This is a genomic window from Ereboglobus luteus, assembly GCF_003096195.1.
In the GTDB taxonomy this organism is placed as follows: Bacteria; Verrucomicrobiota; Verrucomicrobiia; order Opitutales; family Opitutaceae; genus Ereboglobus; species Ereboglobus luteus.
In genome coordinates this window covers 3,261,092-3,284,089 of record NZ_CP023004.1, presented here as the reverse complement: position 1 = coordinate 3,284,089, position 22,998 = coordinate 3,261,092, and the positions used below count along the sequence as shown (strand labels likewise).

The 22,998-nt window shown below is 58.0% G+C and carries 17 protein-coding genes; 8 read left to right on the top strand and 9 right to left on the bottom strand.

The annotated features are described in order from the left end of the window. Positions 1-35: 35 nt before the first annotated feature. The 4 genes from CKA38_RS11990 to CKA38_RS11975 all read right to left on the bottom strand — a co-directional run bounded on the left by CKA38_RS11990 (position 36) and on the right by CKA38_RS11975 (position 5,971). The gene (locus tag CKA38_RS11990) at positions 36-959 is read right to left on the bottom strand and encodes an endonuclease/exonuclease/phosphatase family protein (RefSeq protein WP_108825687.1); all 924 of its coding nucleotides are present in this window, start codon (positions 957-959) and stop codon (positions 36-38) included. Between the two features lie 109 nt (positions 960-1,068). Beyond that, positions 1,069-4,410 (bottom strand): alpha-L-rhamnosidase, encoded by a 3,342-nt coding sequence (locus CKA38_RS11985; RefSeq protein ID WP_108825686.1) that lies wholly within the window; start codon positions 4,408-4,410, stop codon positions 1,069-1,071. Between the two features lie 50 nt (positions 4,411-4,460). Then, positions 4,461-4,697, bottom strand: a complete 237-nt coding sequence (locus tag CKA38_RS16500; RefSeq protein WP_152032839.1) for a hypothetical protein — start codon at positions 4,695-4,697, stop codon at positions 4,461-4,463. A 107-nt stretch (positions 4,698-4,804) separates the two neighbouring features. After that, positions 4,805-5,971 (bottom strand): aldose epimerase family protein, encoded by a 1,167-nt coding sequence (locus CKA38_RS11975; RefSeq protein ID WP_108825684.1) that lies wholly within the window; start codon positions 5,969-5,971, stop codon positions 4,805-4,807. A 407-nt stretch (positions 5,972-6,378) separates the two neighbouring features. Between CKA38_RS11975 and CKA38_RS11965 the strand changes: the two genes are divergently transcribed. Next, entirely contained in the window at positions 6,379-7,920 is a 1,542-nt protein-coding gene (locus CKA38_RS11965; protein WP_202863903.1) for a Gfo/Idh/MocA family oxidoreductase, read from the top strand. Positions 7,921-7,953: 33 nt separating this feature from the next. Then, entirely contained in the window at positions 7,954-8,433 is a 480-nt protein-coding gene (locus CKA38_RS15490) for a hypothetical protein (protein WP_152032838.1), read from the top strand. Between the two features lie 56 nt (positions 8,434-8,489). Here the strand turns inward: CKA38_RS15490 and CKA38_RS11960 are convergent, their stop codons facing one another. Together CKA38_RS11960 and CKA38_RS11955 are read right to left on the bottom strand one after the other, a co-directional pair. Further along, entirely contained in the window at positions 8,490-10,445 is a 1,956-nt protein-coding gene (locus CKA38_RS11960; protein WP_108825682.1) for an alpha/beta hydrolase family protein, read from the bottom strand. 89 nt (positions 10,446-10,534) lie between these two features. Beyond that, positions 10,535-13,438 carry a TonB-dependent receptor plug domain-containing protein gene (locus CKA38_RS11955; protein ID WP_108825681.1) on the bottom strand — a complete coding sequence of 968 codons (2,904 nt, stop codon included), beginning with the start codon at positions 13,436-13,438 and terminating at the stop codon, positions 10,535-10,537. Between the two features lie 268 nt (positions 13,439-13,706). Between CKA38_RS11955 and CKA38_RS11950 the strand changes: the two genes are divergently transcribed. Continuing rightward, positions 13,707-14,306: a hypothetical protein gene (locus CKA38_RS11950; RefSeq protein ID WP_152032837.1), complete on the top strand. Its 600-nt coding sequence runs from the start codon at positions 13,707-13,709 to the stop codon at positions 14,304-14,306. A gap of 103 nt (positions 14,307-14,409) precedes the next feature. Then, the gene (locus CKA38_RS11945; protein ID WP_108825679.1) at positions 14,410-15,804 is read left to right on the top strand and encodes a hypothetical protein; all 1,395 of its coding nucleotides are present in this window, start codon (positions 14,410-14,412) and stop codon (positions 15,802-15,804) included. A 100-nt stretch (positions 15,805-15,904) separates the two neighbouring features. On the opposite strand, the gene CKA38_RS11940 is transcribed toward CKA38_RS11945, so the two are convergent. Beyond that, complete coding sequence (locus tag CKA38_RS11940) at positions 15,905-17,338, bottom strand: nitronate monooxygenase (RefSeq protein WP_108825678.1); 1,434 nt, start codon at positions 17,336-17,338, stop codon at positions 15,905-15,907. A gap of 234 nt (positions 17,339-17,572) precedes the next feature. Between CKA38_RS11940 and CKA38_RS11935 the strand changes: the two genes are divergently transcribed. After that, a complete protein-coding gene (locus tag CKA38_RS11935; RefSeq protein WP_108826568.1) occupies positions 17,573-18,562 on the top strand; it encodes a tRNA dihydrouridine synthase in 990 nt (329 codons plus the stop codon). An 18-nt stretch (positions 18,563-18,580) separates the two neighbouring features. On the opposite strand, the gene CKA38_RS11930 is transcribed toward CKA38_RS11935, so the two are convergent. Continuing rightward, positions 18,581-19,105, bottom strand: coding sequence for a hypothetical protein (locus tag CKA38_RS11930; RefSeq protein WP_152032836.1), 525 nt, complete (start codon positions 19,103-19,105; stop codon positions 18,581-18,583). Positions 19,106-19,236: 131 nt separating this feature from the next. Between CKA38_RS11930 and CKA38_RS11925 the strand changes: the two genes are divergently transcribed. Both CKA38_RS11925 and CKA38_RS11920 read left to right on the top strand, forming a co-directional pair. Continuing rightward, complete coding sequence (locus tag CKA38_RS11925; RefSeq protein ID WP_108825676.1) at positions 19,237-19,737, top strand: NanQ anomerase/TabA/YiaL family protein; 501 nt, start codon at positions 19,237-19,239, stop codon at positions 19,735-19,737. A gap of 57 nt (positions 19,738-19,794) precedes the next feature. Continuing rightward, on the top strand, positions 19,795-20,655 hold the full coding sequence (locus CKA38_RS11920) for a 23S rRNA (adenine(2030)-N(6))-methyltransferase RlmJ (protein ID WP_236919022.1): 861 nt from the start codon (positions 19,795-19,797) through the stop codon (positions 20,653-20,655). A 44-nt stretch (positions 20,656-20,699) separates the two neighbouring features. On the opposite strand, the gene CKA38_RS11915 is transcribed toward CKA38_RS11920, so the two are convergent. Further along, entirely contained in the window at positions 20,700-21,866 is a 1,167-nt protein-coding gene (locus CKA38_RS11915; RefSeq protein ID WP_108825674.1) for a hypothetical protein, read from the bottom strand. Positions 21,867-22,089: 223 nt separating this feature from the next. On the opposite strand from CKA38_RS11915, the gene CKA38_RS15770 reads away from it, so the two are divergent. Further along, positions 22,090-22,962: an amidinotransferase domain-containing protein gene (locus CKA38_RS15770; protein ID WP_161554877.1), complete on the top strand. Its 873-nt coding sequence runs from the start codon at positions 22,090-22,092 to the stop codon at positions 22,960-22,962. Positions 22,963-22,998 lie beyond the last annotated feature (36 nt).

Here is a 22,998-nt window from a genome sequence, read left to right as displayed (position 1 = left end):
TTTTTTTCGCAGGGTCGCTCCTTTCGGAGCGAAGTTCATTTTTTGGTTTTCGCGTATTCGAATTCGGTGGAGACAAAATAGTGATCGCTTGGATAGCGGCGAACGCCATCGATGACGCGGCTGTCCTTGATGATTTCAGCGACGGTCGGGCGAAGGCGGTCGTTGCAAAACACAAAATCGATTTTGCCGTAACTCTTGCCGTAGTTGTGCCCATTGAAACCGTGGTAGGTGTAGCCGGGATCGGCGGGGCCGTGGAGCGCGGTGTAAGTGTCGGTGAAACCGCCCGCCTTGATGGTATTAATGGCCTGGGTTTTGGCGGTGCAGTTAAAATCGCCGGTGATGATTTGAGGGATGTCGGCGGGGCGCTTTTTTATTTGCTCGACGAGCGCGGCGGCCTGCTTGTCGCGCGCGGTCTGATATTTGTGATCGAGGTGCGTGTTCCAAATCATCAACTCGCGTCCCGTCTTGCGGTCGCGGAGGTGCAGGCGGGTGACGTTGCGCACGCTGGCGGACTCCTCGAACTTGGAGCGATACACATCGGGAGTCGGCGAGAGAAACACACCGCCCTCGGCGATTTTTTCGAAGCGTTTTGTTGAATAGAAAATCGTGTTGGCCTTCCGTTCGTCGGGTCCCTCCACGAAACCGGCGCGGGCGTGGCCGGGGAAATAATCCTTGAGGAATTCGAGGTGCTGTTTGCGAAATTCCTGGAAGCAAATGATGTCGGCGTCCTGCGCAAGCAGCACGTCGCGGGCGAGTTCCTTGCGCAGTTGCCACTCGTTGCCAGTGCCGTTGTCGGCGTCGAGCGGAAAGCGAATGTTTGCAGAAAGAACGCGGACGACTTCCGGCGACTGGCGCTTGCGTTGTGGAATGTCGGAAGTCGTGCTTGCGGCAAATGCGAAGTTCGCCGCGAGCGCGCAGAGGAAAAACGCGAGGATTCGTTGGCGGGGGAATTTTCTCATGGGTGTTTTTGTAGGGGCGCACCTTGCGTGCGCCCTGGTGACGAAAGACTGTTGGCGTGGGTATCCACAAAGCGGGCGCACGCGAGGTGCGCCCCTACGGTTGCCCGATTCACGGGCGCACTTCGAAGCGATACACGCCGGAGCCGGTTTCGCAGACGACTTCGCCCGGGGTTTCGGAGGCGATCACGCGCACGCCGGGGGCGGATGCGAGGGGGCGTCCGCTTTCGGTGACGGCGGTCGCGGCCTTGGCGGGCAGGTGGATTTTCGCGCGCGAGCCAACGGGAATCGTCACATCGAGCGCGAGTCCGCCGCCGGGCAGGACTTTCCAGCCGCTTTCGATGCGGCCGGTCGCGGCCTCGTAGGCGGCGCGCGCGTGCGTGAGGCCGCCGCCGGGGATGGGACGGATCACAATGTCGCGGAAGCCGGGTGAGGCGGTTTCGATGCCGGCGACGTGGCGGTAGAGCGATTCGCCGACCGCGCCGAATGCGTAGTGATTGAACGAGTTCATCGTGACCGCTTGGAAACCTTCGTTGGGCGTCCAGCCGTCCCAGCGTTCCCACATGGTGGTCGCGCCGAGTTTCACTTGGTAGAGCCACGACGGGTAGGTGTCCTGCATGAGCACGCGCCACGCGGTTTCGGTAAGCCCGGCCTCGAATAATCCGGGCATGAGGCGCGGCGTGCCGATGAAGCCGGTGGCGAGGTGCCAGTCGAACGCCTTGATTGAGTCGTTGAATTTCCCCGCCGTCTTTTTGCGGAGTTTCGGCGGCACGAGATCCATTGTGAACGCGAGCGCGTAGCCGGTCTGGCTGCTTTCAAGAATGGAGCCGTCGGCGAGCAGGAACTCGCGCTCGAAGGCGGCGCGCACTTCGTTGCGCAGCGCCTTGTAGCGGGCGGCGTCGGTGGTGCGGCCAATCGCCTCCGCCATCTGCGACATGAGGTCGCAAAGATACGCATAGTAGGCGGTGTCCATGACCTCGGTCTTGGCGGTGCCGCCCTTGTGAAGCCAGTCGCCGTAGCCGCCGACAAACACGATGCCGTCGCGCGCGCGGCGCTCCAGCCAGCCGATGTAGCGCGCGAGCGCGTCGAAGTGGCGCTCGATCTGGCGCGTCTCGCCGTATTGCTGCCAGAGCACGTGCGTGACGATGATCGAGGCGTCGCCCCACGCCGTCGATGGGCGCACATGGTAGCCGGGGAAGTTCGGCGCGACGCCGGGGAAAACGCCCTCGGCATTTTGCGAGTCGCAGATGGCCTCGACCCAGCGCTCGAGAAACGCGCGCGTGTCATAATTGTAGGAGGCGGTGCGGGCGAAGAATTGCGTGTCGCCGCTCCAGCCGAGGCGCTCGTCGCGCTGCGGGCAGTCGGTCGGGATTTCGAGATAGTTGCCGCGCTGTCCCCAGATGATGTTGGCGAAAAGCTGGTTCAACGCCGGGTCGGAACTCTCGAACCAGCCCGTGCGTTTCATCGGGCTGTGAACAACAATGCCGGTGAAATCGGTCGCGACCGGCGCTTGCGCGAGACCGCGCACTTCGAGGTAGCGGAATCCGTGGAACGTGAAACGCGGCTCGAGCGTTTGCTCGCCGTCGCGCATCCAGAACTCATCGACACCGGACGCGCCGCGCAGATTGGACGTGTGGATGGAGCCGTTGGGGTTGAGGATTTCGCCGTGGCGGAAAACAACGTGTGTGCCGGCGGCGCCGCGTGTTTTCAGACGCGCCCAGCCGACAAAGTTTTGCCCGAAATCAACCAGCCACACGCCGGGTTCGACTTCGCGCACGGTGCGCGCGGGCAGCGTCTCGGTGATGCGCACGCCGTCGAGCGTCGCGCCCTCGACCACGGTTTGCGCAAGCGTGTAGGCGGACTCGTCGGGAAACGAACGGCGGCCGGAGGAGGCGCGCGTCCATTTCGAATCATTGAAATCGGCGAGAGACCAGCCGGGGATTTCGAGGCGCGCGTCGTAGCCGCAACCCTGCATGAGATCGGCGTAGCGAATGGGGCCGAACGAGGCCTTCCACGAGCGGTCGGTGGGGATGCGCGTGACGGTGCCGTCGTCGTGCTCGATCACGAGCAGCGCGCGCGCGCGCGGGTAGCCGTTGTAAACGTGGCGCTTGCCGCTGAAACCCATGATGCCGGCGAACCAGCCGTCGGCGAGCGTGATGCCGATGGCGTTGGCGCCGCCGTTGAGTTGCGCGGTGACGTCGTAGGTCTGCGTGTGGACGCGGCGGCGGTATTCGGTGCAGCCGGGCGCGAAGAAGTCGTTGCCGACGCGCGCGCCGTTGATCTCGACTTCGTAAAGGCCGGTGGCGGTGGCGACGAGCGTGGCGCGCTTGACGGGTTTGCCGACGGAAAACTTTTTCCGAAGCATCGCGACGGGCGCGTAGTAGTGCGTGACGTTTTCGGGCGTGCTCCAAGTGGGGCGCGAATCGGCCTTCGGTTTTTTCCAGGCGCCGGCGGCGGCGAGCGCGGGCGCGTCGGGCGTTTTCGCGTCGGACTCGGCGGCGAGCCAGCTCGCGTCGATGGGCACGCGCTTCGTGGCGGTGTTAATGGTGGAGGGGAAAAGTTCGATCTCGCCGGTGACGGCGGGCGCGTAGCCGTCGTTTTGCGTGACGCGCAACATGGCGCGATTCTCGCCCTCGCGGAGATGGGGCGTGAGATCGATTTGTTTCGTAATTTCCCAGCGCGCGGACGTGCCGATGCGTTTTCCGTTGAACCAAATTTCGCACTCCATGTCGGGCACGACCCAAATGACGGCGCGGTCGATCGCGGCCTTGCTCTCCACGCGGAAGGTTTTCGAGAACCACGCGGTGAGCGGTTTGTCGGCGGGCATTTCGGTGTCGGTGGGCGGCGCGACGACCTTGGCGTCGAACGCGGGCGTGGGGCGTTTTTTGATGCCGCTCATCACGGCCTTGACCCATTTCAACTGGCGCATGCGCGCACGATGGCGCTGGTCGTCGGTGAGGTTTTCGGTGCGCTGCGCGTCGGTCGGGTCGAGGCCGATCCAGTCGCCGGGCCAGTCCTTGAACGTGATCGTCTCCTCAAGGCCGCGCGACCAGGTGGCGGGCGCGCTCCAGTCGGAGGGCGCGCCGGCGCCGTCCCACACGCGCACCTTCCACCAGACCTGCTGGAGCGCGTCGAGTTTGCGCCCGGCGAAAACCGCGCGCGTATCCGTGTTTTGGATACGGCCGGAATCCCACACGTCGCCCTCGTTTGCGTCGAGTTTTTCGGGTGTGGAGGCGACGAGCACCCGCCACGCGCTTTGCACGAGGCCGCGGTCGGCGGCGTTGACGGCCTCAAGCCGCCAGGTGAGGCGCGGCCACACTTCGCGAAGGCCGAGCGGGTTGTCGCGATGCTCGCATTGCGGTTCAATCGGACGGATGGTGCCGGCGGTGGCGGCGAGGGTGAGAACAGAGAGACCGGCGAGCATGACGGTCCGTATGAGGGTGCGGAGTTTCATTGAGGCGTTGTTTCGGGTTTGGGTTGTTGATTATGAATTGGAGTGTTTTTTTACTGAATAGCCCCGTCGGGAGCGGGGCGCGGTGTGTGGCGACGAAGCACCTTGGCATTCGGAAGAACTTTAACGAGTGCCTGCGCCAAGGTCTCCGTGTTATGCGCGGCGTGCCCGACTTGGCCGATGAGGGATTCAATGAGAGCCTTCCCCTGTTCGGGATTTACGTGACACGCCCCGGAGGGAAGAATGCTAACAGTGAACTCGGTGTCGTCTTGGGTGAATGTAAAGGTCACGGGTGTTTCCCTCGCAATGGGTTCATGATAATCTGGAGCAGGCCGAATTTTTTGGCAAGGGCGTCGCAAGCGACGCCCCTACGGGCGGTGAGTTGGCGGCGCTGACGTCACTCGACGAGGGTTTTGTAGATGCAAATGTGGCGGTAGGTTTCGCCGGGACGGAGCACGGTGGAGGGGAACGCGGGCTGGTTGGGGCTGTCAGGGAAGCGCTGCGTTTCGAGGACGATGGCGCTGCGGTGGCCGTAGGTTTTGCCCTGCTTGCCCTTGAAGCTGTCGTTGAGGAAATTGCCGCCGTAGAACTGGATTCCGGGCTGGTCGGTGCGCACCTCGAGCACGCGGCCGCTGCGAGGCTCGACGACGCGCGCGGCGAGGAAAAGCTTGCCGGTGCCGGCGTCGGAGGCGGGACGGTCGAGCACCCAGTTGTGGTCGTAACCGGCGCCGTTTTTAAGCTGCTCGAAATTCTGGTCCAGGCGCGAGCCAACGACCGTGGGCTTGCGGAAATCCATCGGCGTGCCGTCGACGGACGCGATCTGGCCGGTGGGGATGAGGACGTCGCTCACCGGTGTGTAGCGGCTGGCGTTGAGGGTGAGCAGGTGGTCGTTGATGCTGCCGTTGCCCGCGCCGAGGAGGTTGAAGAAGGAGTGATGCGTGAGGTTGAGGACGGTGGGCTTGTCGGTCATGGCCTCGTAGGTGATTTTGAGCTCGTTGTCGTCGGTGAGCGTGTAGACCATTTTCACACCGAGGTTGCCGGGGAAACCCTGGTCGCCATCAGGGGAGACGATGTTGAACTCGAGCGTGCGCGAATCGGGCTGGCGGGTGTTCCAGACGACGGCCTGAAAACCCTTGGTGCCGCCGTGGAGGGCGTTGGGCGCGTTGTTGATGGGAACGGTGTATTCATTGCCGTCGAGCGTGAACTTGCCCTTGGCGATGCGGTTGCCGAAGCGTCCGATGGCGGCGCCGAAATACGGCTCGTTGGAGTCGATGTAACCCTGGACGTTGTCGTAGCCGAGCACGATGTCCTCCATCTTGCCGTCGCGGCCGGGCACGAGCCAGGAGACGACGCGCGCGCCGTAGCTGGTGACGCAGATTTCCACGCCCTTTGAGTTGGTCAGGACAAACAGGTCGGACTGTTTTCCGTCGATGACCTTTTGGAAGCGCTCGCGGTGCAATCCGGATTTGGTGGGCGCGCTGGTTTCGTTGCGTTTGGAGCAGGCGGTGACGCCGAGCATGAGGGAGGCAAGCAACAGGCTTGCGATGACGAGTGTGTGTTTCATGAGTTTGGGTTTTATGCGTGATTTAGAGTAAAAAGGGGACCTGCCTAAAAAACGTTTTTGACGCGAGGTGCGATTTTTTGCAGAGGAAACGCAAAGTGGCGAGCGTGATAATTATTCAATTTCGACGCGTCCCACGTCCGCGGTGCGTTCTTGGTAAAAGCGGCGTTGTCCCCCGCCCTGCCCCGCCCCACGTCCGTCAATCCCACACGCAACCGCGAAAGGATGCCCTCAATATCCGCTTCCCATTCATCGGCAATCCCGCTAGCTGTGATCGCGTTTAGTTTAAACACGAAGCTTTGGCGCGACGCCAAAAAAACTTACGCATGTGACCCGCGCGCTCGCGGCGCGGAGGCTTTCCCAAAACATTTTCCCAAATACAGCACACCCACGACACGTCGAAAAACCTCATGAATAATCAAAATCCCATCCGCATCCCCGAACTTGCCTCCACCAGCCTGCCCCGCCGCGCCTTTCTCAAGGGCATCCTCGCCGCCGGAGCCGTCTCCGCCATCGCTCCCGGCGTCATTCTCGCGGCGAAAGGCTCCGGAGGAAAAGGCAAACCCAGGGACGGCAAAAAACCTTCGCGCAAATACACCGGTGAAAAAGTGAACCTCGCCTGCGTGGGCATCGGCAACCGCGGCGCACAAATCATCAGGGCTTTTCACAAAACCGGCCTCGCCAATATCGTCGCCTTTTGTGACACCGACATGGGCGCACCGCACACCGAGTCCATCTTGAAACAATTTCCCGACGTGCCGCGTTTTCAGGACTTCAGGCAAATGTTCGACAAAATGGGCAAACAAATCGAAGCCGTCTGCGTCGGCACGCCCGACTTCTCGCACTTCCCCATCACCATCCTCGCCATGTCGCTCGGCAAGCACGTCTATGTCGAAAAACCCATGGCGCACAGCTTCCGCCAGATCGAACTGCTCATGGCCGCCGAAAAGAAATACAATGTCGCCGCGCAAATGGGCAACCAGGGCCATTCCGACGCGAATTATTTCCAATTCAAAACATGGACCGAGGCCGGCATTATCAAAAATGTCACCCGCATCACCGCCTACATGAACAGCGGACGCCGCTGGCACGACACTCCAAAATTCGCCTACAGCAAACTCACCGATTACCTCCCCGAGCAACCCGTTCCCGACACGCTCGACTGGGACGGCTGGCTCGCCACCGCGCAAGCGCACAAATACAACAACGGTTACATGAACGGCGAATGGCGCTCTTGGTATGACTTTGGCAACGGCGCGCTCGGCGACTGGGGCGCGCACATCTTTGACACCGCGCACGAATTCCTCGACCTAGGCCTCCCCGAGGAAGTCGATCCGGTGATGCTTGAGGGACACAATCATTTCGTATTCCCGCAAGCCTCCACGCTCGCATTCCGCTTCCCGAAACGCGGCGCCATGCCCCCGCTCGAGCTCACTTGGCATGACGGTGTCAAAAACATTCCCACGCTCCCCGGCGACATGGGCGACCCTGTTGGCGGCACCGACATCCCGCCGCCATCGTCAGGCAAGATTGAGACAAAAAAGCTCCCGCCCGGAAAAATCATCTACGGCGAAGGCCTCACCTTCAAGGGCGGCTCGCACAGCTCGACGTTAAAAATCATCCCCGAGTCAAAGGCCGCCGACATGGCCTCGCGCCTGCCCGAGGTGCCGCGGAGTCCGTCGAACCACTTCGCCAACTTCCTGCTCGCCTGCAAGGGGCGCGAGAAGTGCCGCTCGTCGTTCGCCGTGGCCGGCCCGCTTTGCCAGATGATGGGCATGGGCGTGATCGCGCAACGCCTGAACACCAGGCTCAAGTTCGACCGCGGCACGAAACAATTCACCAACAGCAAAGCCGCCAACGAACTCCTCCGCGGCGCCCCCCGCGCAAGGACTGGGAGCAGTATTATAAACTGTGAGGCAAACTATACGCATGCCCCGAAACCCGGGGCATGAAACTGGCAAACAAAAGCCGATCCATGGAAAAATATGCGAAACATTATTAATGCCCTGTTGATTTCAACCGTCCTGCTTGCGCTGGCCGGATGCCAAAGTTCGTCATCAAAACCCACACCCGTCACGCTGGCGACCAACCCCAATTCGCCAAATAATTTAATACAGCAATTCTATGGCACTGCGCAGTGGAACAGGATCAAGGACATGAAATATGATGGATTCGTTATAATGCGGGGAGTGATAGCGGACAACAGAACCATCCCAAACCCACGCATAATAAAATCCTATCCCGACAATTCACGCGATATGATGGCATTGGACTTCGCCAAGGACATTCGCATCACTCCAGTTACTGTAGGAGGCCGAATACGGGGTTCCGGAGAAATATATGTCTATTTTTACGAAACCAAACTTCCGCCGCGCGAAGCGCTTGTCATAGCAAAGCAGCAGGACACAATCGGTCCAACTGTCTCGATTGGTGGAACTTTTTATTTAATAACTGTAGCTTATTAAACAAAAAGGCGTGGAAATATTTCCACGCCTTCAGCAGGATTAATTCTGTTAGTATATCAATTCATATATTTCGCAAGGAATTGCTCCATGGTTGAATAAAATTCAACTTGGTTTTTGAGATCACGAAAACCATGCTCCTCGTTGTTTTTAATCATGACCTCGACAGGAATGCCGTTTGATTTCAGTTTTGATATGAAACGCGTGCCATGTTTCAGATCCACCCGGGGATCAAGTTCACCATAAGAGAAAAATACGGGGACTTTTATCAAATCGGCGTTCTTCATTGGTGATGTTTTGTCCAGAATCTCATTGTCCCCGCCTTTTTCAAATCCAGCCATGGCTTCGATTTCAGCGCGGGAGGTTTCCCAGCTTGGATTCATTCTCTTGAGCAACAATCTCACATCGGTCACCCCCACGTAGTTAATTCCACAACGATAGAGTTCGGGCGTAAATGCAAGGCCGGCCATTGTGGCAAAACCACCATAACTGGCACCATAAATTGCAATACGCTTAGGGTCGGCATAACCTTGGGATATAGCCCATTTTACTCCATCAGTAAGGTCATCCTGCATGGCAAGTCCCCACTGACCGTAACCTGCATACTCAAATTTCTTTCCATATCCCGCAGATATGCGAAAATTAATCTGCAAGACCGCATAGCCGCGATTGGCCAAAAATTGCACTTCTGGATTAAATCCCCATTGATCACGCACATGCCATGGCCCTCCGTGTGGATTTACAATAAGCGGCAAATCGCGGGGCTCCACTCCGGCAGGAAGTGTGAGATAACCATGTATTGTAAGCCCATCCCGGGCTTGAAATGTGATAGGCCGCATTTCCGCCATTTGTGCCGGATTGATCCAGTCACGCGGGCGAATGAGCTTTTCTATTGTCAGGTCTTTAGTATTCAAAAGATACAAAGTTCCGGGATCTTTGTCACTTCTAACAGCAACAACCCCTATCGTCTCATCTTCACTGGTGCTGACTATGCTGACATTCATGCCGGGAAACTCCTGTTCAAGCATTGATTGCAAATCAGAATACTTTTTCTCGACATATACCGCCACGTCACCGCGAGCTCCTTCATATCCGTAACCAATCAATCTGTTATCGAAGGAAGAAAGCGTAGGACCGATATCATACGTATCGTTAGAATAGAGTTCCTTAACAATCTCGTTCTTGACCGGATCATAAAGGGCTATGCTGGCGGTCAGGGCATCCCCCCGGTATACCGTCACATACAACAATTTATTTTCACTATCAAACACTTGGGGTAAAACGGCATTTTTAAACCCATCCACTCCGGTTTTAAAACGCCCGATTTCTCGCCACTCGCTCTTTTGGGTTTCCCGATATAATATAAAACGCTCCAATCCTTTGTATCCGTATGCAATGCGAATAACGCCATTATGGTCAGCCAGATACCCCATTACCTTGCCGGGATTGGAGGCAACTATGGTTTTCGAACCCGTGCGCACGTTAAGACGATATACATCAGGTTCTTTTTCATTATTTCCATTATATGTTATTAAAACTTCATCTGTTGACTTGCCATAGCGCGCCAAAATATCGCCAAAACGTCCGGTCCTTATCCCTCTTGCAACCTGCTGGTCAATGCTCTCCAGCAAAGTTCGTGAGTTTTTTCCATCAGCATCAATCGCATAGATCCCCCCATTGGCTCTTTTTGGTAAAAACTTATCTCCTGGGACAATTCCTGTGAATAAAATGCGATTGTTTCCAACCCACATCATGCCCGTGACATCAAAATCTTCCGGAGCCGTCAATAGCTTGGGTTGTTTGGTCTTAACATCAATCACTCCAAGCGCCAGCCGCTCTTTGTATCGGATCGAAATCGCCAGCTTGCGGCCATCAGGAGAGATGCTTACGCCACCATAGGCTGTCTCTTTAAAGAAATCCTCGACCGCCAATTTTTCCACGGCAGCAGATTGAGAGGCCATTCCGATCCCGAGAACAAAAATAAAACAAGAGACAAACAGTTGTCGTAATTTCATGCGTTTAGTGTGTTATTATATTCATAAACATCAACTAAAAAACCGCATCGTATGATGCGGTTTTTTGGTATTATTATGGTTTTTTAATCTCAGAAGGACTTGGAGATTTTCAATGTCCACATGGCGGGAAGCGTCCAGTTGACACCGTCAGCCATCGCGCCACCGCTGCCAGTCGGATCAACAGGCGGACGCTGGTTGAAGATATTGGTCACACCAAGTGTGATATTGGTGCGCCAGAAGCCACTGTAGGTGATTTGTCCGTTAAAGATATACTGATCCTTGATCTTATATCCAATATAGAAAATACCATAATCACCACCAAAGTTGGCGAGCGTCATGTTATCCTTGGCACCGCGAATGTAGAAACAGTTTACATTCGCAGACCAATCACGACGTTTCCAGCTGAGGCCAACATTACCATTAAAGCGACGGGAGATTGCGTTGCCAAGGGCACTGTTTCCATTGATTTTATCGCTGTGGGTATAGGTGCCTTGAGCAGAGACACGATAGTCGCCCCACTTGTCAGTATGCCATCTATATGATGCCTCGAAATCATACCCAACTTGGTGACGATCCGAGATATTGGTATAAGGGTTCTCAATATAGAGCAACTGTCCGGGGCCGGTGTCACCGGGAAGCGGGTCAGCGCGAATAACCATGCTCACAAATGGATCAAGGCCCTGCAGCGCGTAGGTCATGATGCTGTTGTAGCTATAGAAAGAAGTGAACTGCGAGAGCAGGTTCTTTTGTTGATAACGGAAGAAATCGACGGATGCTGTAAAGCCCTTAAGTTTACCGCGTTGCGGTTCGACGGCAATACCAACATAGTAGGTGTCAGTTGTCTCGGGCTTGAGATTGCGGTCACCAACGACATGGACTTCAAGTTGCTTTTTGGGATCAGTGAGATAACCGGGATCAGCATACATTGAAGATGTGAAAGTTACCGTCTGGGAGGCATACAAATAGGCGAGGTCAGGCGCCTTGTAAGATTGCGCATAGGATGCACGAAGGAGAAGCCAGTCCAGCGGGCGAATTTTGATGCCCACTTTAGGGCGAACACGCTCTTGGAACCCATCATCGCTGTATGTTTCATACCGACCGGCAACTTGAGCCTCCAACCATTTTGTAATCGGCACGGCAATTTCTGCATAGACAGCATTCACTGTGCGAGAACCTTGCCACCCCATACCATGGGCGCCACCGACAACATTGCCTGTTTCATTAAGGTCGGTTTGACTGACACTCTGCTTTTGGACATAGTGCTCGGCACCGATGGAAAGACCGATATCACCGGCAGGCAGATGGGCAATAGGTCCATCCGCACGAAAATCATAACTGGTGAGCTGGTTCTTGTAATCAATGGGGTTCGTTACTGAGAGAAAATCCCCCATGGCGGCATCATTCACACCAAACCAGTTGAAATATACACGGTTATTTAATGCCGCTCTAGGATCATAGGTCAATCCGCCCTTGCCATCAGACACAAGCCCATTGAGTGCCTGCTGTAGTTTGTAATCGGGAACGGTTCCCGGGTTGGTGTTGGTAACACTGCTACGACTATAGAGCACGCCAACTTCCCAGTTCCAGTCCTGAAAAATACTGAACTCGGGAAGTTTGCCGCCAAGGGTAAAGAGAATGCGCGGCGAGTCAGAACTCACATCATTATAGCGGCCATTGGTTTCAACCAGACGGCGGGCACCCTCGGAAAGATCAACACCCCACGGATTATACGGATTATGTGCGGGGATTATCATCCGACCATTGGCACCATCTCCAAATTCCGCGGCGAGAGAAGCGGGAGCCGCAGCGGAATTGCTCTTGGACTCATTGTGCACAAGACTCACTTCGAGCGCAGCAACCAAGTATTCTGAATAATTATATTGCCCGCGTGTGTAGAAGGAATACGTGCGCCGTTCATCAAGGAAGTTTGTGTCTTCCTGATAATTATATAGATGCTGACCGTTCACTGCATCACCAGTCGTCGGGGCAGTTGTCGGTTCCGCGAATGTATATGTAGCGCCGCCCACTTTAACATAACCGGGATATCCAGTGCCAGAGCGGTTGTCGAACCATTCGTCGTCAATCGGATTCGTAAACCCATAAGTATTAAGAATGCCACTAATATCGCCGGGGCCCGTAATCGCATAATAGGGCTTGGCTTTATGGGCGACGGCAGTGTTGTCCGCATTGCGCGTATAATAAAGATCTCTGGCTTGGATACCACCTTGTTCACGCCAGTTGGCGGCAACCAACACGCTGGCTTTGCCTGATGTGGCACCAGCAAGAATTGAGGCCATTTTGACAGAAGCTGAAGTGTTAAAGTAGTCGGCGTAGGAAACGGCGGCTTGAGTGCCCTGATAATCCTTGCGGAGTTTAATATTCAGCACACCGGCAACAGCATCGGAGCCATAAATGGCGGATCCACCGTCTTTAAGGAGTTCAACGGACTCAATTGCCGCGTCAGGCGTGCTATTAAGGTCGAACATGGATTGAAATCCGTTGAACCCTGGAGCACCATAAGCAGCAGCTCGACGCCCATTCAGGAGAATAAGCGAACTGTTGTTGCCGAGACCACGAAGGTTGAATGTGCTGATGCCGGGGGTAAAACTGGTGCCTGCGTCAATGGGGGTAAGCGCCTGTCCACTATTAAACGACATTGAGCGAATAGCATCCGCAAACGTGGGAAAACCTTTAGCCTCTATGCTCTCTGCAGTCATTACAACAACAGGACTGACTGTTTCTGTGTCCAAACGTTTGATGCGCGAACCTGTCACCTCATATTTTTCAAGATGCACCGTATCGCTTTTCTTGTCGTCGGTTTCATTTGCTGGCTTTGTCGCCTGGCCAAAAGCCAGCGTCGTTGAAAGGAGCATGGCGGCTCCGGCAATTAACAATTTACGCGAGTGCGCACATGCGCCCCCGACTTGGGAGTCATTCTTGGTCTTCATTTGGCTTGTTTGGCTTGGTTGGATTTTGCGCAGCCAAGAGTTCATCCATCCGAAAATGGGGGACGCTAGGGAGCACAAAGATTCACATGGGTGCGTAATTTCGAAAAAAAGCGCAAGTCAGTTTTTTAATTTTTTTACGACGAATCGCGCTGATTCCACCCCTTAAGCATATCGCACATTACTTTCATATCCGTGTGCACACTAAAAATTTGAATCTTTTGGCAGGACGTGCGTCCATCTGGTTGTGTTTGCGCAAAAGGGTTGGCAACAGGGCCGCCCTTTGTTTTCATTCACACTAGTCCCCCTCCACCCCATGCCTCACTTATCCAGCATACCCTTGGAGCATTCCACCCCGCCGGCGCATCCCGGTCCGTTGTGCACGTTTGTGTCCGGACCGCGCGACTCGGGAAAAACCCGTCATATTCTCGAACACTTGCGCCGGACCGTGGCGACCTCGCACACACCCGAGGGAACGGTGGCCGTGCTGCTTGCCGAGGCGGGACGCACGCGCGCGGAAACCCTCTCGGCCGCATTTCCGGGATTGATTTTGCGCCGGCTTTTTCTGCCGTGCCAATGCTGCCCGGAACTGGCGCGCCTGCCCGCCGCGCTTCGGGCGACCAAGGATGCCAATCCGCGACTCGAACAGGTTTTCATAGAAGTGCCGGATATCGCCGCGCAGCGGTTTCTCGATGAATTTGACGCCGTGGTGGGCTGGCCGCGCAACGTGGTGTTGTGCCTGAGCGCGGCATGGGCCAAGGCGCGGCGGCTCGACATGCTGCTGCCGTTTCAAAGCGCGCTGATCGAAAGGGCGGACACAATCATCGAGCACGAAAACAATCCGCTGGCGCAACAACTCCTGCGCGCCGACAACTCGCCGACAACCGCCCCCTTCGACCTGACGCTGCCGCGGTAAAAATTGGGGAAACAAGGCGGCTCTCAAGGCGACACGCGCGCATGCGAAAAGGCCGTTGTTGCCACTTCGCGTTTTTTGCGCTGGTTAATTCCACGCATCACCAATGTCCGCCTCCGCCCTCCCATACGAAACCATCCGCGACGCACTGCGCGCCCAGCCGCTCTTCGAAGACAAGACCTGGCGGCTCTCGCCGTCCGCGTGGCCGCTCACGCCCGCGCAACTCGCCCAGCTCAACGACATCGGCGACGCCTGCCTCGAATTCCACCAGGCGCTCGAAACCCTCTACCTCCGCTCCGTCGCGGGCAAAAACCTCCTCCGCAACAAACCCCTCGTCGCCCCGTGGGTCGCCGATTATCTTGACCGCGGCAAACCCGCCGCCGTCATTGCCCACACGCGCGACAAGAAAAACCGCGGCGCGTTTCCCAACGTCCTCCGCCCCGACCTGCTACTCACCGACGACGGTTTCGCGCTCACCGAACTCGACTCCGTTCCAGGCGGCATCGGCCTGACCGCGTTCCTCAACCGCCTCTACGCGTCCGATCTCACACTCGGCGCGAACGACGCCATGCTCCGTGTTTTCCACGACTCGCTCGCCGCGCTGCGCCCCGATCTTCGCAACCCGCTCATCGCGCTCGTGGTCAGCGACGAAGCCGCCACCTACCGCCCCGAAATGCGCTGGCTCGCCGAGCAACTCCAGCGCCTCGGCAAGCGCGTTTTCTGCCTCGATCCCGACGATGTTTTTCCACTCGGCAACACGCTCTGTTTCGACATCGAGGGCGACCCTGAAAAAATCGACATCATCTACCGCTTCTTCGAACTCTTCGATCTGGAAAACATCCGCTCCGCGCCCTACATCATCGAATCGTGGCAGGCAGGCGAGGTCGCCATCACGCCGCCCATGCGCCATTTTCAGGAGGAAAAACTCGGCCTCGCGCTCTTCCACCATCACCTCCTCGCCGACTATTGGAGCGAGGCGCTCAGCTCGCGCGCGCACAAACTCCTCAAGCAACTCATCCCCGCCAGCTGGATCATCGATCCCGCCCCGCTTCCGCCCGGCGCCGTGCTCGACGGCCCCCGCGTCGCCAACCGCGCGCTTTCCGACTGGCGCCAGCTCGCAGCCGCCTCGCAAAAGGAACGAGACCTCATTATTAAAATTTCCGGCTACCACGAAACCGCCTGGGGCGCGCGCAGCGTCGTGCTCGGCAGCGATTGTTCGCGCGAGGAATGGCAGGACGGCATCGACATCGCCATCGCCGACGCGCCGCGAAACCTCCACATTTTGCAGGAATACAAAAAACCAAAACGCGTCCGTCACACACTCTACGACCGCGACCACCAGCCTCAGGAAACCGACGGACGCCTCCGCCTCTGCCCCTATTATTTTATCGTCAACGGCAAACCCCAACTCGGCGGCGCGCTGGCGACATTTTGCCCTCCCGACAAAAAAATAATCCACGGCATGCAGGACGCCGCGCTGCTGCCGTGCGTGTGCGCTTAATTCCCGGGAACGCGGGCATCTTGCCCGCAGGTTTGGATGTTTGTGCGCCGCGTCGCGCCGTCTTGCGGGCAGGATGCCCGCGTTCCCGGGTGCGCAATCCTCACGCCGCGCCGCACTCGGGCGCGAGCGGACCGAGAATGGCCTCAATCACATCGCGCGCGCTGTAGCTGTCGGCGCCTTCCTTGATGTAGCGCACGATGTCGGCCAGCGAATCGCCCGCCGTCGCAACCATCGTCTCGACAAGGCCGCCGCGGTTTTGCCCCAGCCCGGCCGAGGCCAGCAGTCCGTTGCACAAACACATGCGCTTGCACGTCTCCGCGAGCGCGCCGCCCTTTGCGACATACGCCGCGATGGATTCGGCGGCGCAACGGAAACCGATGCCGCCATCCGGCTTACGGTGGGCAGTGCGCAGGAGGCCGATGTCGCACACGCGTTCGCGTTGCCCGTAGAGCGCCTCGTCCGAAAGCGTGCCCTCCGCCTCCACGATTTTGAAGGGGAAGCCGGTGGGCGAGGCGCGCGGGTCGGTGAACACGCGCGCGAGTTTTTCCCGCGCACGGATGATGATGCTGCTTTTCAACGAGGCGATCATGCCCGATTCGTTGCAAAAGGCGAAAGGCGTGCCGACCTGTATTCCGGCGGCCCCGGAGGCCGTGGCCGAGGCGAGACCCTCGGGAGTGGCGAATCCGCCCGCCATCCAGAACGGAAGGCCGAGGGCGGCGATTTTGCCCAATTCGGGTTCGTCGCGCGGCCCGTAAACGGGCTGGCCGGACGCGTCGAGCTGGAGCAAGCCGCGCGGCGGCGCGTTGTGCCCGCCCGCGATGGAAGTCTCCACGACAAAACCGTCCACCCTGCCGCTGGATTTTTTTGCGAGCGAAAGCGCGAGTGTCGCCGAGCTGATGATCGCGAGAAATTTCGGGCGCGCGAGTTTGCGCGCGAAGCCGTCCGCGATGCAGGCGGGATCAAACGTGAGCTCCGAGTCGGCCTCGCCCGCGACCTCATACTTCACCGTGGCGGACAACCCGTCGGCAAACCTGTCGAGCACGCCGGGCACATGCCGGGGAATGCCCGCGCCCATGAGCACGTAATCGACACCCGCCAGCATCGCCCCGTAAAGCGAGGGCAGTTGCGGCATGCGCACTTTGTCGAGGAGATTGATGCCGATGCGGGCCTTGATGTTGCTGGCGCGGGCCAGCGCGACCTCGGCGTAACTGGACAGGATCGTGAGGTCGAAAAGCGCCTTGTTGGGCTTGTCGCTGGCGAGCGGGATATTTTTATACGGTGCGCCCTCCTCCTTGCCCCCCGGCGAAAACCACCGGTCAAGAACGCGCTGCACCACGTCGGGAAACGGAAACGTTTTGTAAACATTGCGAAGAAGCCCGCCCTCGTCGCCATCCTGAAGGATGCGGGCGTGGACCGTGTCGATGGCCGTGCCTGAGACAACGCCCAGGTGTCCCATCTCGGCGACAGCGCGGGCGAGCCGCCAATTGGAAATGGCGACACCCATGCCGCCTTGGATAATTTTGGGGAGTTGCATGAATGGAGAGGGACGCACGCTGGGCGCGCCGCCTCCATTAAGGAAGAACTAAATGCAAAATAAAAAAATCCGCCCGCCGTCGTTCCCGCGTGCGGCGCTTAAAATAGATTTTTGAAATTTTTGTTTTGGACTTTGAACAATAGAAACCCAGTAACAGGCCGCGTGACATCCGCCATCACATCGCTGAAAACAAATCCCGCCGACGCCGGCCAGCCGCTCACGGCGCTCGCGCCGATGCAGGACGTCACCGACCTCGCCTTCATGCGCGTCATCGCGCGCTACGGCGCTCCCGACTACTTTGTCACCGAGTTTTTTCGCGTCCACGCGCAATCGCGCCTCGAAAAACACATCCTGCGCTCCATCGACGAAAACACCACCGGCCGCCCCGTGTTCGCCCAGCTCATCGGCGAAAACATCCATCACCTCACGCGCGCCGTCGCCGAGCTCCTGCGCCATCCCGTCGCCGGCATCGACCTCAACCTCGGCTGCCCCGCGCCCAAGGTTTACAAGAAAAACGTGGGCGGCGGGCTGTTGCGCGAACCGGCCAAAATCGCCGAAATCCTCGCCGCCCTCCGCGCGCAAATCCCCGGCCTCCTCACGGTGAAAATGCGCATCGGCTTTGAGGACACCCGCCACTACGAGCAAATCCTCGACCTCGTCAACGAGCACCGCGTGGACCTGCTCAGCGTGCACGGGCGCACCGTGCGCGAACTCTACCGCGGCGATGTGCATTACGACGAAATCGCGCGCGCCGTCGCCCGCGTGCGCTGCCCCGTGCTCGCCAACGGCAACATCACCTCCGCCGCAAAAGCCGTCTCCGTGCTCGGCGAAACCCGCGCCGCCGGCGTGATGATCGGCCGCCACGCCATCCGCAACCCGTGGATTTTTCGCCAATGCCGCGAACGCTTCGCGGGCAAACCCGTCGCGCCGGTCACGCTCGCCGACGTGCGCGACTACATCCAGCGCCTCTGCGAAGCCACGCAACGCGACGCCACGACCGACGCCCCCATTCCCGAAGCCGCGCATATTGGACGCATGAAAAAATTTCTCAATTTCATCGGCCAGTCCGTCGATCCCGAAGGCGCGTTCCTGCGCGACATGCGCCGCGCCACAACCGCCGCCGCGCTCTTCGAAGCATGCGACCGTCACCTCCTCGCCGAGCCAACGCGCCCCTTTTCCGACGAACCCTACCCCGGCATCATCGCCCGCCCAAATTGCGAGTGAGCGACTGAAACGGGATGTTTAAAACGGCCACGAAAACGACCTTTGCCGTCTTGCGCCGTAGCGTTTCGTATCGAACTCCGCCTGCTCGATTCGCACGATGTGCCACGACCACGGAAACGAATCGCCTTGTTTCCAGCGAAGCACAAACGGTTCAGTCAATCCATTGACCTGCCGCGTGGCATCGCTCACGTAACCGTGGCCGCTCGCGGTCATTTTCACCCGCACCGAAACCTCCGCCTCCTGCCCGGTGCGCATGACCGAGACATCGTGCAGCGCGAGTTCGAGTTTTTCAAACGAAGCCATCATGCGCCGCAAATCCACCGACAGCGTTTGTTGCGTGTATCCCCACGAGTCGGAATAGTCGTCGGCCAGATAGTCTGCGGTCGAGCCCGCGTCGAGCGATTCGATGCTCGCGATGAAGCCCGTCCACGCGCTGTCGAGACGCTTGTCCGCATCGAGCAGGCTCCTGAACACCAGCCCGCCGACAATCAACAGCAACCCGACGCACGCCCCGATCAATATGCGCTTGTGTGAGACTTTCATGATGGCGCCCATCTTGCGCGAATTCCGTGCGAATGGGGAGAACGAAAAAACGCGTCACGTTCCACTGGCTCCCCGCGTCCACCGCATAAATAACATTGCCCAACAACCCGACGAAACACGAAACTTCGGGCATGGCAATTTTTGGCTCCCTAAAAACCGTCCGCGCCCAAACCACGGGCCGAAACGAAAACTACAAGACCGCGTTCGACTACATCGACGACTGCCTCAAGCCCGGCACCGACGCGCACAAACTCATCCACAGTCTAGCCGCCGGCGACAGCGACCGCGTGGAGCTCGGCAACGGGGCCTTCGCGCTCCCCCAAGTCTACCTGAGCAAGGCGCCGCGCGAGACCGGTTTCTTCGAATCACACCTCGCCTATGTCGATGTGCAGGCGATCATTTCCGGGGAGGAAATTGTCGAGGTCACCGACGTCGCCAACCTCAAGGTAAAGGAAAACCGCACTCCCGCGCAGGACGCCATCATTTACGAAATGTATGACGAATCCTCGCCCGTCCGCCTGCGCGCCGGCGAAGTCACCGTGCTCGATCCGGTCGACGGCCACATGCCCTGCATCGCCGTCAAGGAACCCGCGCTCATCCGCAAAATCGTGGTCAAAATTCCGGTCGCCTGAACCGCATCGAAATTGAATTACAGGCATCATTACCACGCGGGCAATTTTGCCGATGTCATGAAGCACGCCGTGCTCGTGCAGCTCGTGCGCGGCATGCAGCGAAAGGAAAAGGGATTCCTCTACCTCGACACGCACGCCGGGCGCGGCGCGTATGACCTCGCCGCCGCCGACCACGGCGACACCCTCGAACGCAAACCCGAACACCCCGACGGCATCGGACGCCTGCTCGGCGAAAAAACCGACGCGCAAAACAACCCGTCCGTCGACGCCACACAGGAAACCGATCCGCTTCGCGAATACATCCAACTCGTCCGCGCCTTCGACCGCCGCTGTGGAAATCTCGAACCGGACGTCCTTCGTATTTATCCCGGCTCGCCCTCGCTCGTTCGCGCCCTGATGCGTCCGCAGGATCGCATGGCGCTCTGCGAAAAACATCCCGACGAGTTTGCATCCCTGCGCGGCAAATTTCAAAGGGAGCCCCGCGTCTCCGTGCACGAAATCGACGGCTACACGGCCATCCGCGCCATGCTTCCCCCGCCCGAAAAACGCACGCTCGTCCTGATCGACCCGCCTTTTGAGGCGCAGGACGAATACGAGGCAATCACCCGAGCCCTTCGCGAAGGCCTGCGCCGCATGCCCGCGGCGACCTTCGCCGTTTGGTATCCGCTCACCGAGCGCGCCCGCGCGGACGATTTTTTGAACCGGCTCGCCATGCTCGGCCCGCCGCCGACCTTTGCCGCCGAGCTCACGATCGCTGGCGAAACGTCGTCATTAAAAATGCGCGGTTGCGGCATGGCAGTCATAAACCCGCCGTGGCAAATCGACCAAACACTCGCGCCCATGCTCGACACGCTTTATCAAAGCCTCGCCCAATCCCCCGGCGGCAAAGCCACTCTCGACTGGATCGTGCGCGAGTAGTCGACAGGCATCCTCATAAATGCAACGCGGTGCCGCCGCACCATTCATCGGTCCACCTCCCAGGAGATGTCAAACGCGACGCTCTTGCTCAATAAATCGGCAATCGTCTCATACATATCATCCGTGGACGGCCGTCTCTCCGGGCGCTTTTTTGTCAAGGCAAGCTGCTTGGAATCGAGAGCTCGCGCATCTCCGTTGAACGAGGCCGTCTCCGAAACCCACGTATGGTTTTTGAAAATGGCATTCTGGTATATGACACGTCCGCTCAAGGCATCAATAATGCGCAACTCCACCTTGCCCTCGGAGTGCATTTCAACACGGGTCTTTGTGTATCGGGCCTTCACATCACCAAGGATCGTTTGCTTGGAGCCGTCCTTCGCGGTGGTGGTGCCAATGGCGACATTGCGAACAAGATCGGTGGTGTTGACACTTTCGCGTCCCCTGGTGTCCGCGTGTGCAATATAATCAAGTTCAACGATTCGGTGTGGATAAGGTATATTTTCCCGCACGGCTTCTTCGGGCGTATAATAACGAACAGGATTCGCATTCGGCAGCTGGTAGAGAAGCCTGTCGTAGAAATAATTGGCGCCATCGATGCTTGGGTATGAGGACTGAGGGCGAGTGACGACGACGCGCATCGTGGCGTCGTAACGCGCCTGCTCAAGGCGAACCCGAACCCTGCGATAATCGGGGGAGTAACGGACAACGCGCGTGAAATAATTAAACGCCTCGCGAGACTTCTCGAGCGTCCCGACCGCCGACGCCCGCACCCCGGCGCGGTAAGCCCTGCGCACGAAAATGGCGGCTGCGGCATTACGAGGGTCGGTGTAATCGGACGGAGCCGGAACAAGCGCAAGCGCGGCCGGGCAACGGAGTATGCTGTCGGCGATTCCATTCATGCGATCACAGGTCATGATGACGTTTTCATAGCTATCAAGATCGCTTGAGACGTTCAGGCTGTCGATCAGCCGTTGTGTGTTTGCCCGGGCAAGCGGATAGGCGCCCGCGAGAGCGGTTTGCGCGTTGGCATTGTCGGGTTTTTTGCTGAGTTTTTTAGCAGCCTCCTCGCATGACTGATAATATTTACCCCGTTTGTATGACCTGAGACCATCCGAGGCACATCCGGTCAACCAAAGGGAAATGACGATGGCGACAATGATGCGGATTGCCGATTTTCTCAAACCACAGAGGAAGGTAAAAATGTTGCTCATGGGAAAGTCGGTATGTGTTGAAACTGCAGACGGAAAAAAGCGGGGGAAAGTTGCAATCAAATGAACGCACCCAAGTGAGCGCACCCACAAAACGCGCTTCCGAAAAAGATTTAACATTGTCCTGACGCCCTTTCTTGCGACATCACTTGGAGCGTAGTTTTCGAGTCCCGCCGGCCGCCCTTCCCCGCCCTGCAAAATATCAAAACACCCTGCCACGTTTTCCATGAGCCTCCACCGCATCCGCAGTCTCCTTTCGATTCTTCTCATCTGCCTGTGCGCCGACCTCCCCGCGCAAACCAAAACCGTCCAGACCGCCGCCCTCACATACGATTTTCCGGGCAGATACGAGAACCAGGCCGCGCAGGGCATGGCCATCTATGACGAGGTCGCACTCTTGTTCAACAACGGCGGCCGCTGCCGAATCTACAACTTGAAAACAAAGAAGAAGCTCATCGAGTTCGACCTCGCGTGCGCGGCCGAAACCACCCACGCCAACAGCGCCAGTTTCGGCATTGAGCAACCGAAGGGCGCCTATTTCCCGGCGCTCTATGTTTCCGAGTGCTTCGGCGAGGGCAACCGGCGCTGCTTCGTCGAAAGCGTCACGCCGCGCGGCTCGCGCATCATCCAGACATTGGAAATCAAAACCGGCGGCACCGAGGAACGCAGCAACAACTGGATGGTTGATCGCGAAAACAAAGTCATCTACTCGATCGCCTCGTTCAGGAAAGACTCAAAGCTATACGGCCTGTTCACCAAGTGGCCGCTGCCCCCGCTCGGCAAAAAGAAGATCGTCTTCAAAAAATCCGACATTCTCGACCAGTTCACAGTCCCCTTCCCCAATATTTACGTCCAGGACACATGCATCCGCAACGGCTACCTCTACCATGCGTTCGGCAATCGCGCCGCCGCCGAAGGATCGGACGAGCACAAGAGCAGGGAGATCCACATCATCAACCTGAAAACCAAAAAGACCGAAAAAATAATAGACATCAACGACAGCTGTCCGCTCGAGCCGGAGGGGCTCGATTTTTACGGCAACACCCTGTTTTTATTTTGCAACGGCAACGGCGGACTCTGGCGAATCCCCGGTGCCTGAACCGCGCGCCTGCTTTTTTGCAAACGATGCCAAACC

Bases quoted from the DNA above. Each gene is read 5' to 3' on its own strand.
- CKA38_RS11950 (WP_152032837.1), top strand. From the start codon at position 13,707: ATGCCTCACTTATCCAGCATACCCTTGGAGCATTCCACCCCGCCGGCG.
- CKA38_RS11935 (WP_108826568.1), top strand. From the start codon at position 17,573: ATGCAGGACGTCACCGACCTCGCCTTCATGCGCGTCATCGCGCGCTAC.
- CKA38_RS11975 (WP_108825684.1), bottom strand. From the start codon at position 5,971: ATGAAACACACACTCGTCATCGCAAGCCTGTTGCTTGCCTCCCTCATG.
- CKA38_RS15770 (WP_161554877.1), top strand. From the start codon at position 22,090: ATGAGCCTCCACCGCATCCGCAGTCTCCTTTCGATTCTTCTCATCTGC.
- CKA38_RS11920 (WP_236919022.1), top strand. From the start codon at position 19,795: ATGAAGCACGCCGTGCTCGTGCAGCTCGTGCGCGGCATGCAGCGAAAG.
- CKA38_RS11985 (WP_108825686.1), bottom strand. From the start codon at position 4,410: ATGAAACTCCGCACCCTCATACGGACCGTCATGCTCGCCGGTCTCTCT.
- CKA38_RS11925 (WP_108825676.1), top strand. From the start codon at position 19,237: ATGGCAATTTTTGGCTCCCTAAAAACCGTCCGCGCCCAAACCACGGGC.
- CKA38_RS11955 (WP_108825681.1), bottom strand. From the start codon at position 13,438: ATGAACTCTTGGCTGCGCAAAATCCAACCAAGCCAAACAAGCCAAATG.
- CKA38_RS11915 (WP_108825674.1), bottom strand. From the start codon at position 21,866: ATGAGCAACATTTTTACCTTCCTCTGTGGTTTGAGAAAATCGGCAATC.
- CKA38_RS11965 (WP_202863903.1), top strand. From the start codon at position 6,379: ATGAATAATCAAAATCCCATCCGCATCCCCGAACTTGCCTCCACCAGC.
- CKA38_RS11960 (WP_108825682.1), bottom strand. From the start codon at position 10,445: ATGAAATTACGACAACTGTTTGTCTCTTGTTTTATTTTTGTTCTCGGG.
- CKA38_RS11945 (WP_108825679.1), top strand. From the start codon at position 14,410: ATGTCCGCCTCCGCCCTCCCATACGAAACCATCCGCGACGCACTGCGC.
- CKA38_RS11990 (WP_108825687.1), bottom strand. From the start codon at position 959: ATGAGAAAATTCCCCCGCCAACGAATCCTCGCGTTTTTCCTCTGCGCG.
- CKA38_RS15490 (WP_152032838.1), top strand. From the start codon at position 7,954: ATGCGAAACATTATTAATGCCCTGTTGATTTCAACCGTCCTGCTTGCG.
- CKA38_RS11940 (WP_108825678.1), bottom strand. From the start codon at position 17,338: ATGCAACTCCCCAAAATTATCCAAGGCGGCATGGGTGTCGCCATTTCC.
- CKA38_RS11930 (WP_152032836.1), bottom strand. From the start codon at position 19,105: ATGAAAGTCTCACACAAGCGCATATTGATCGGGGCGTGCGTCGGGTTG.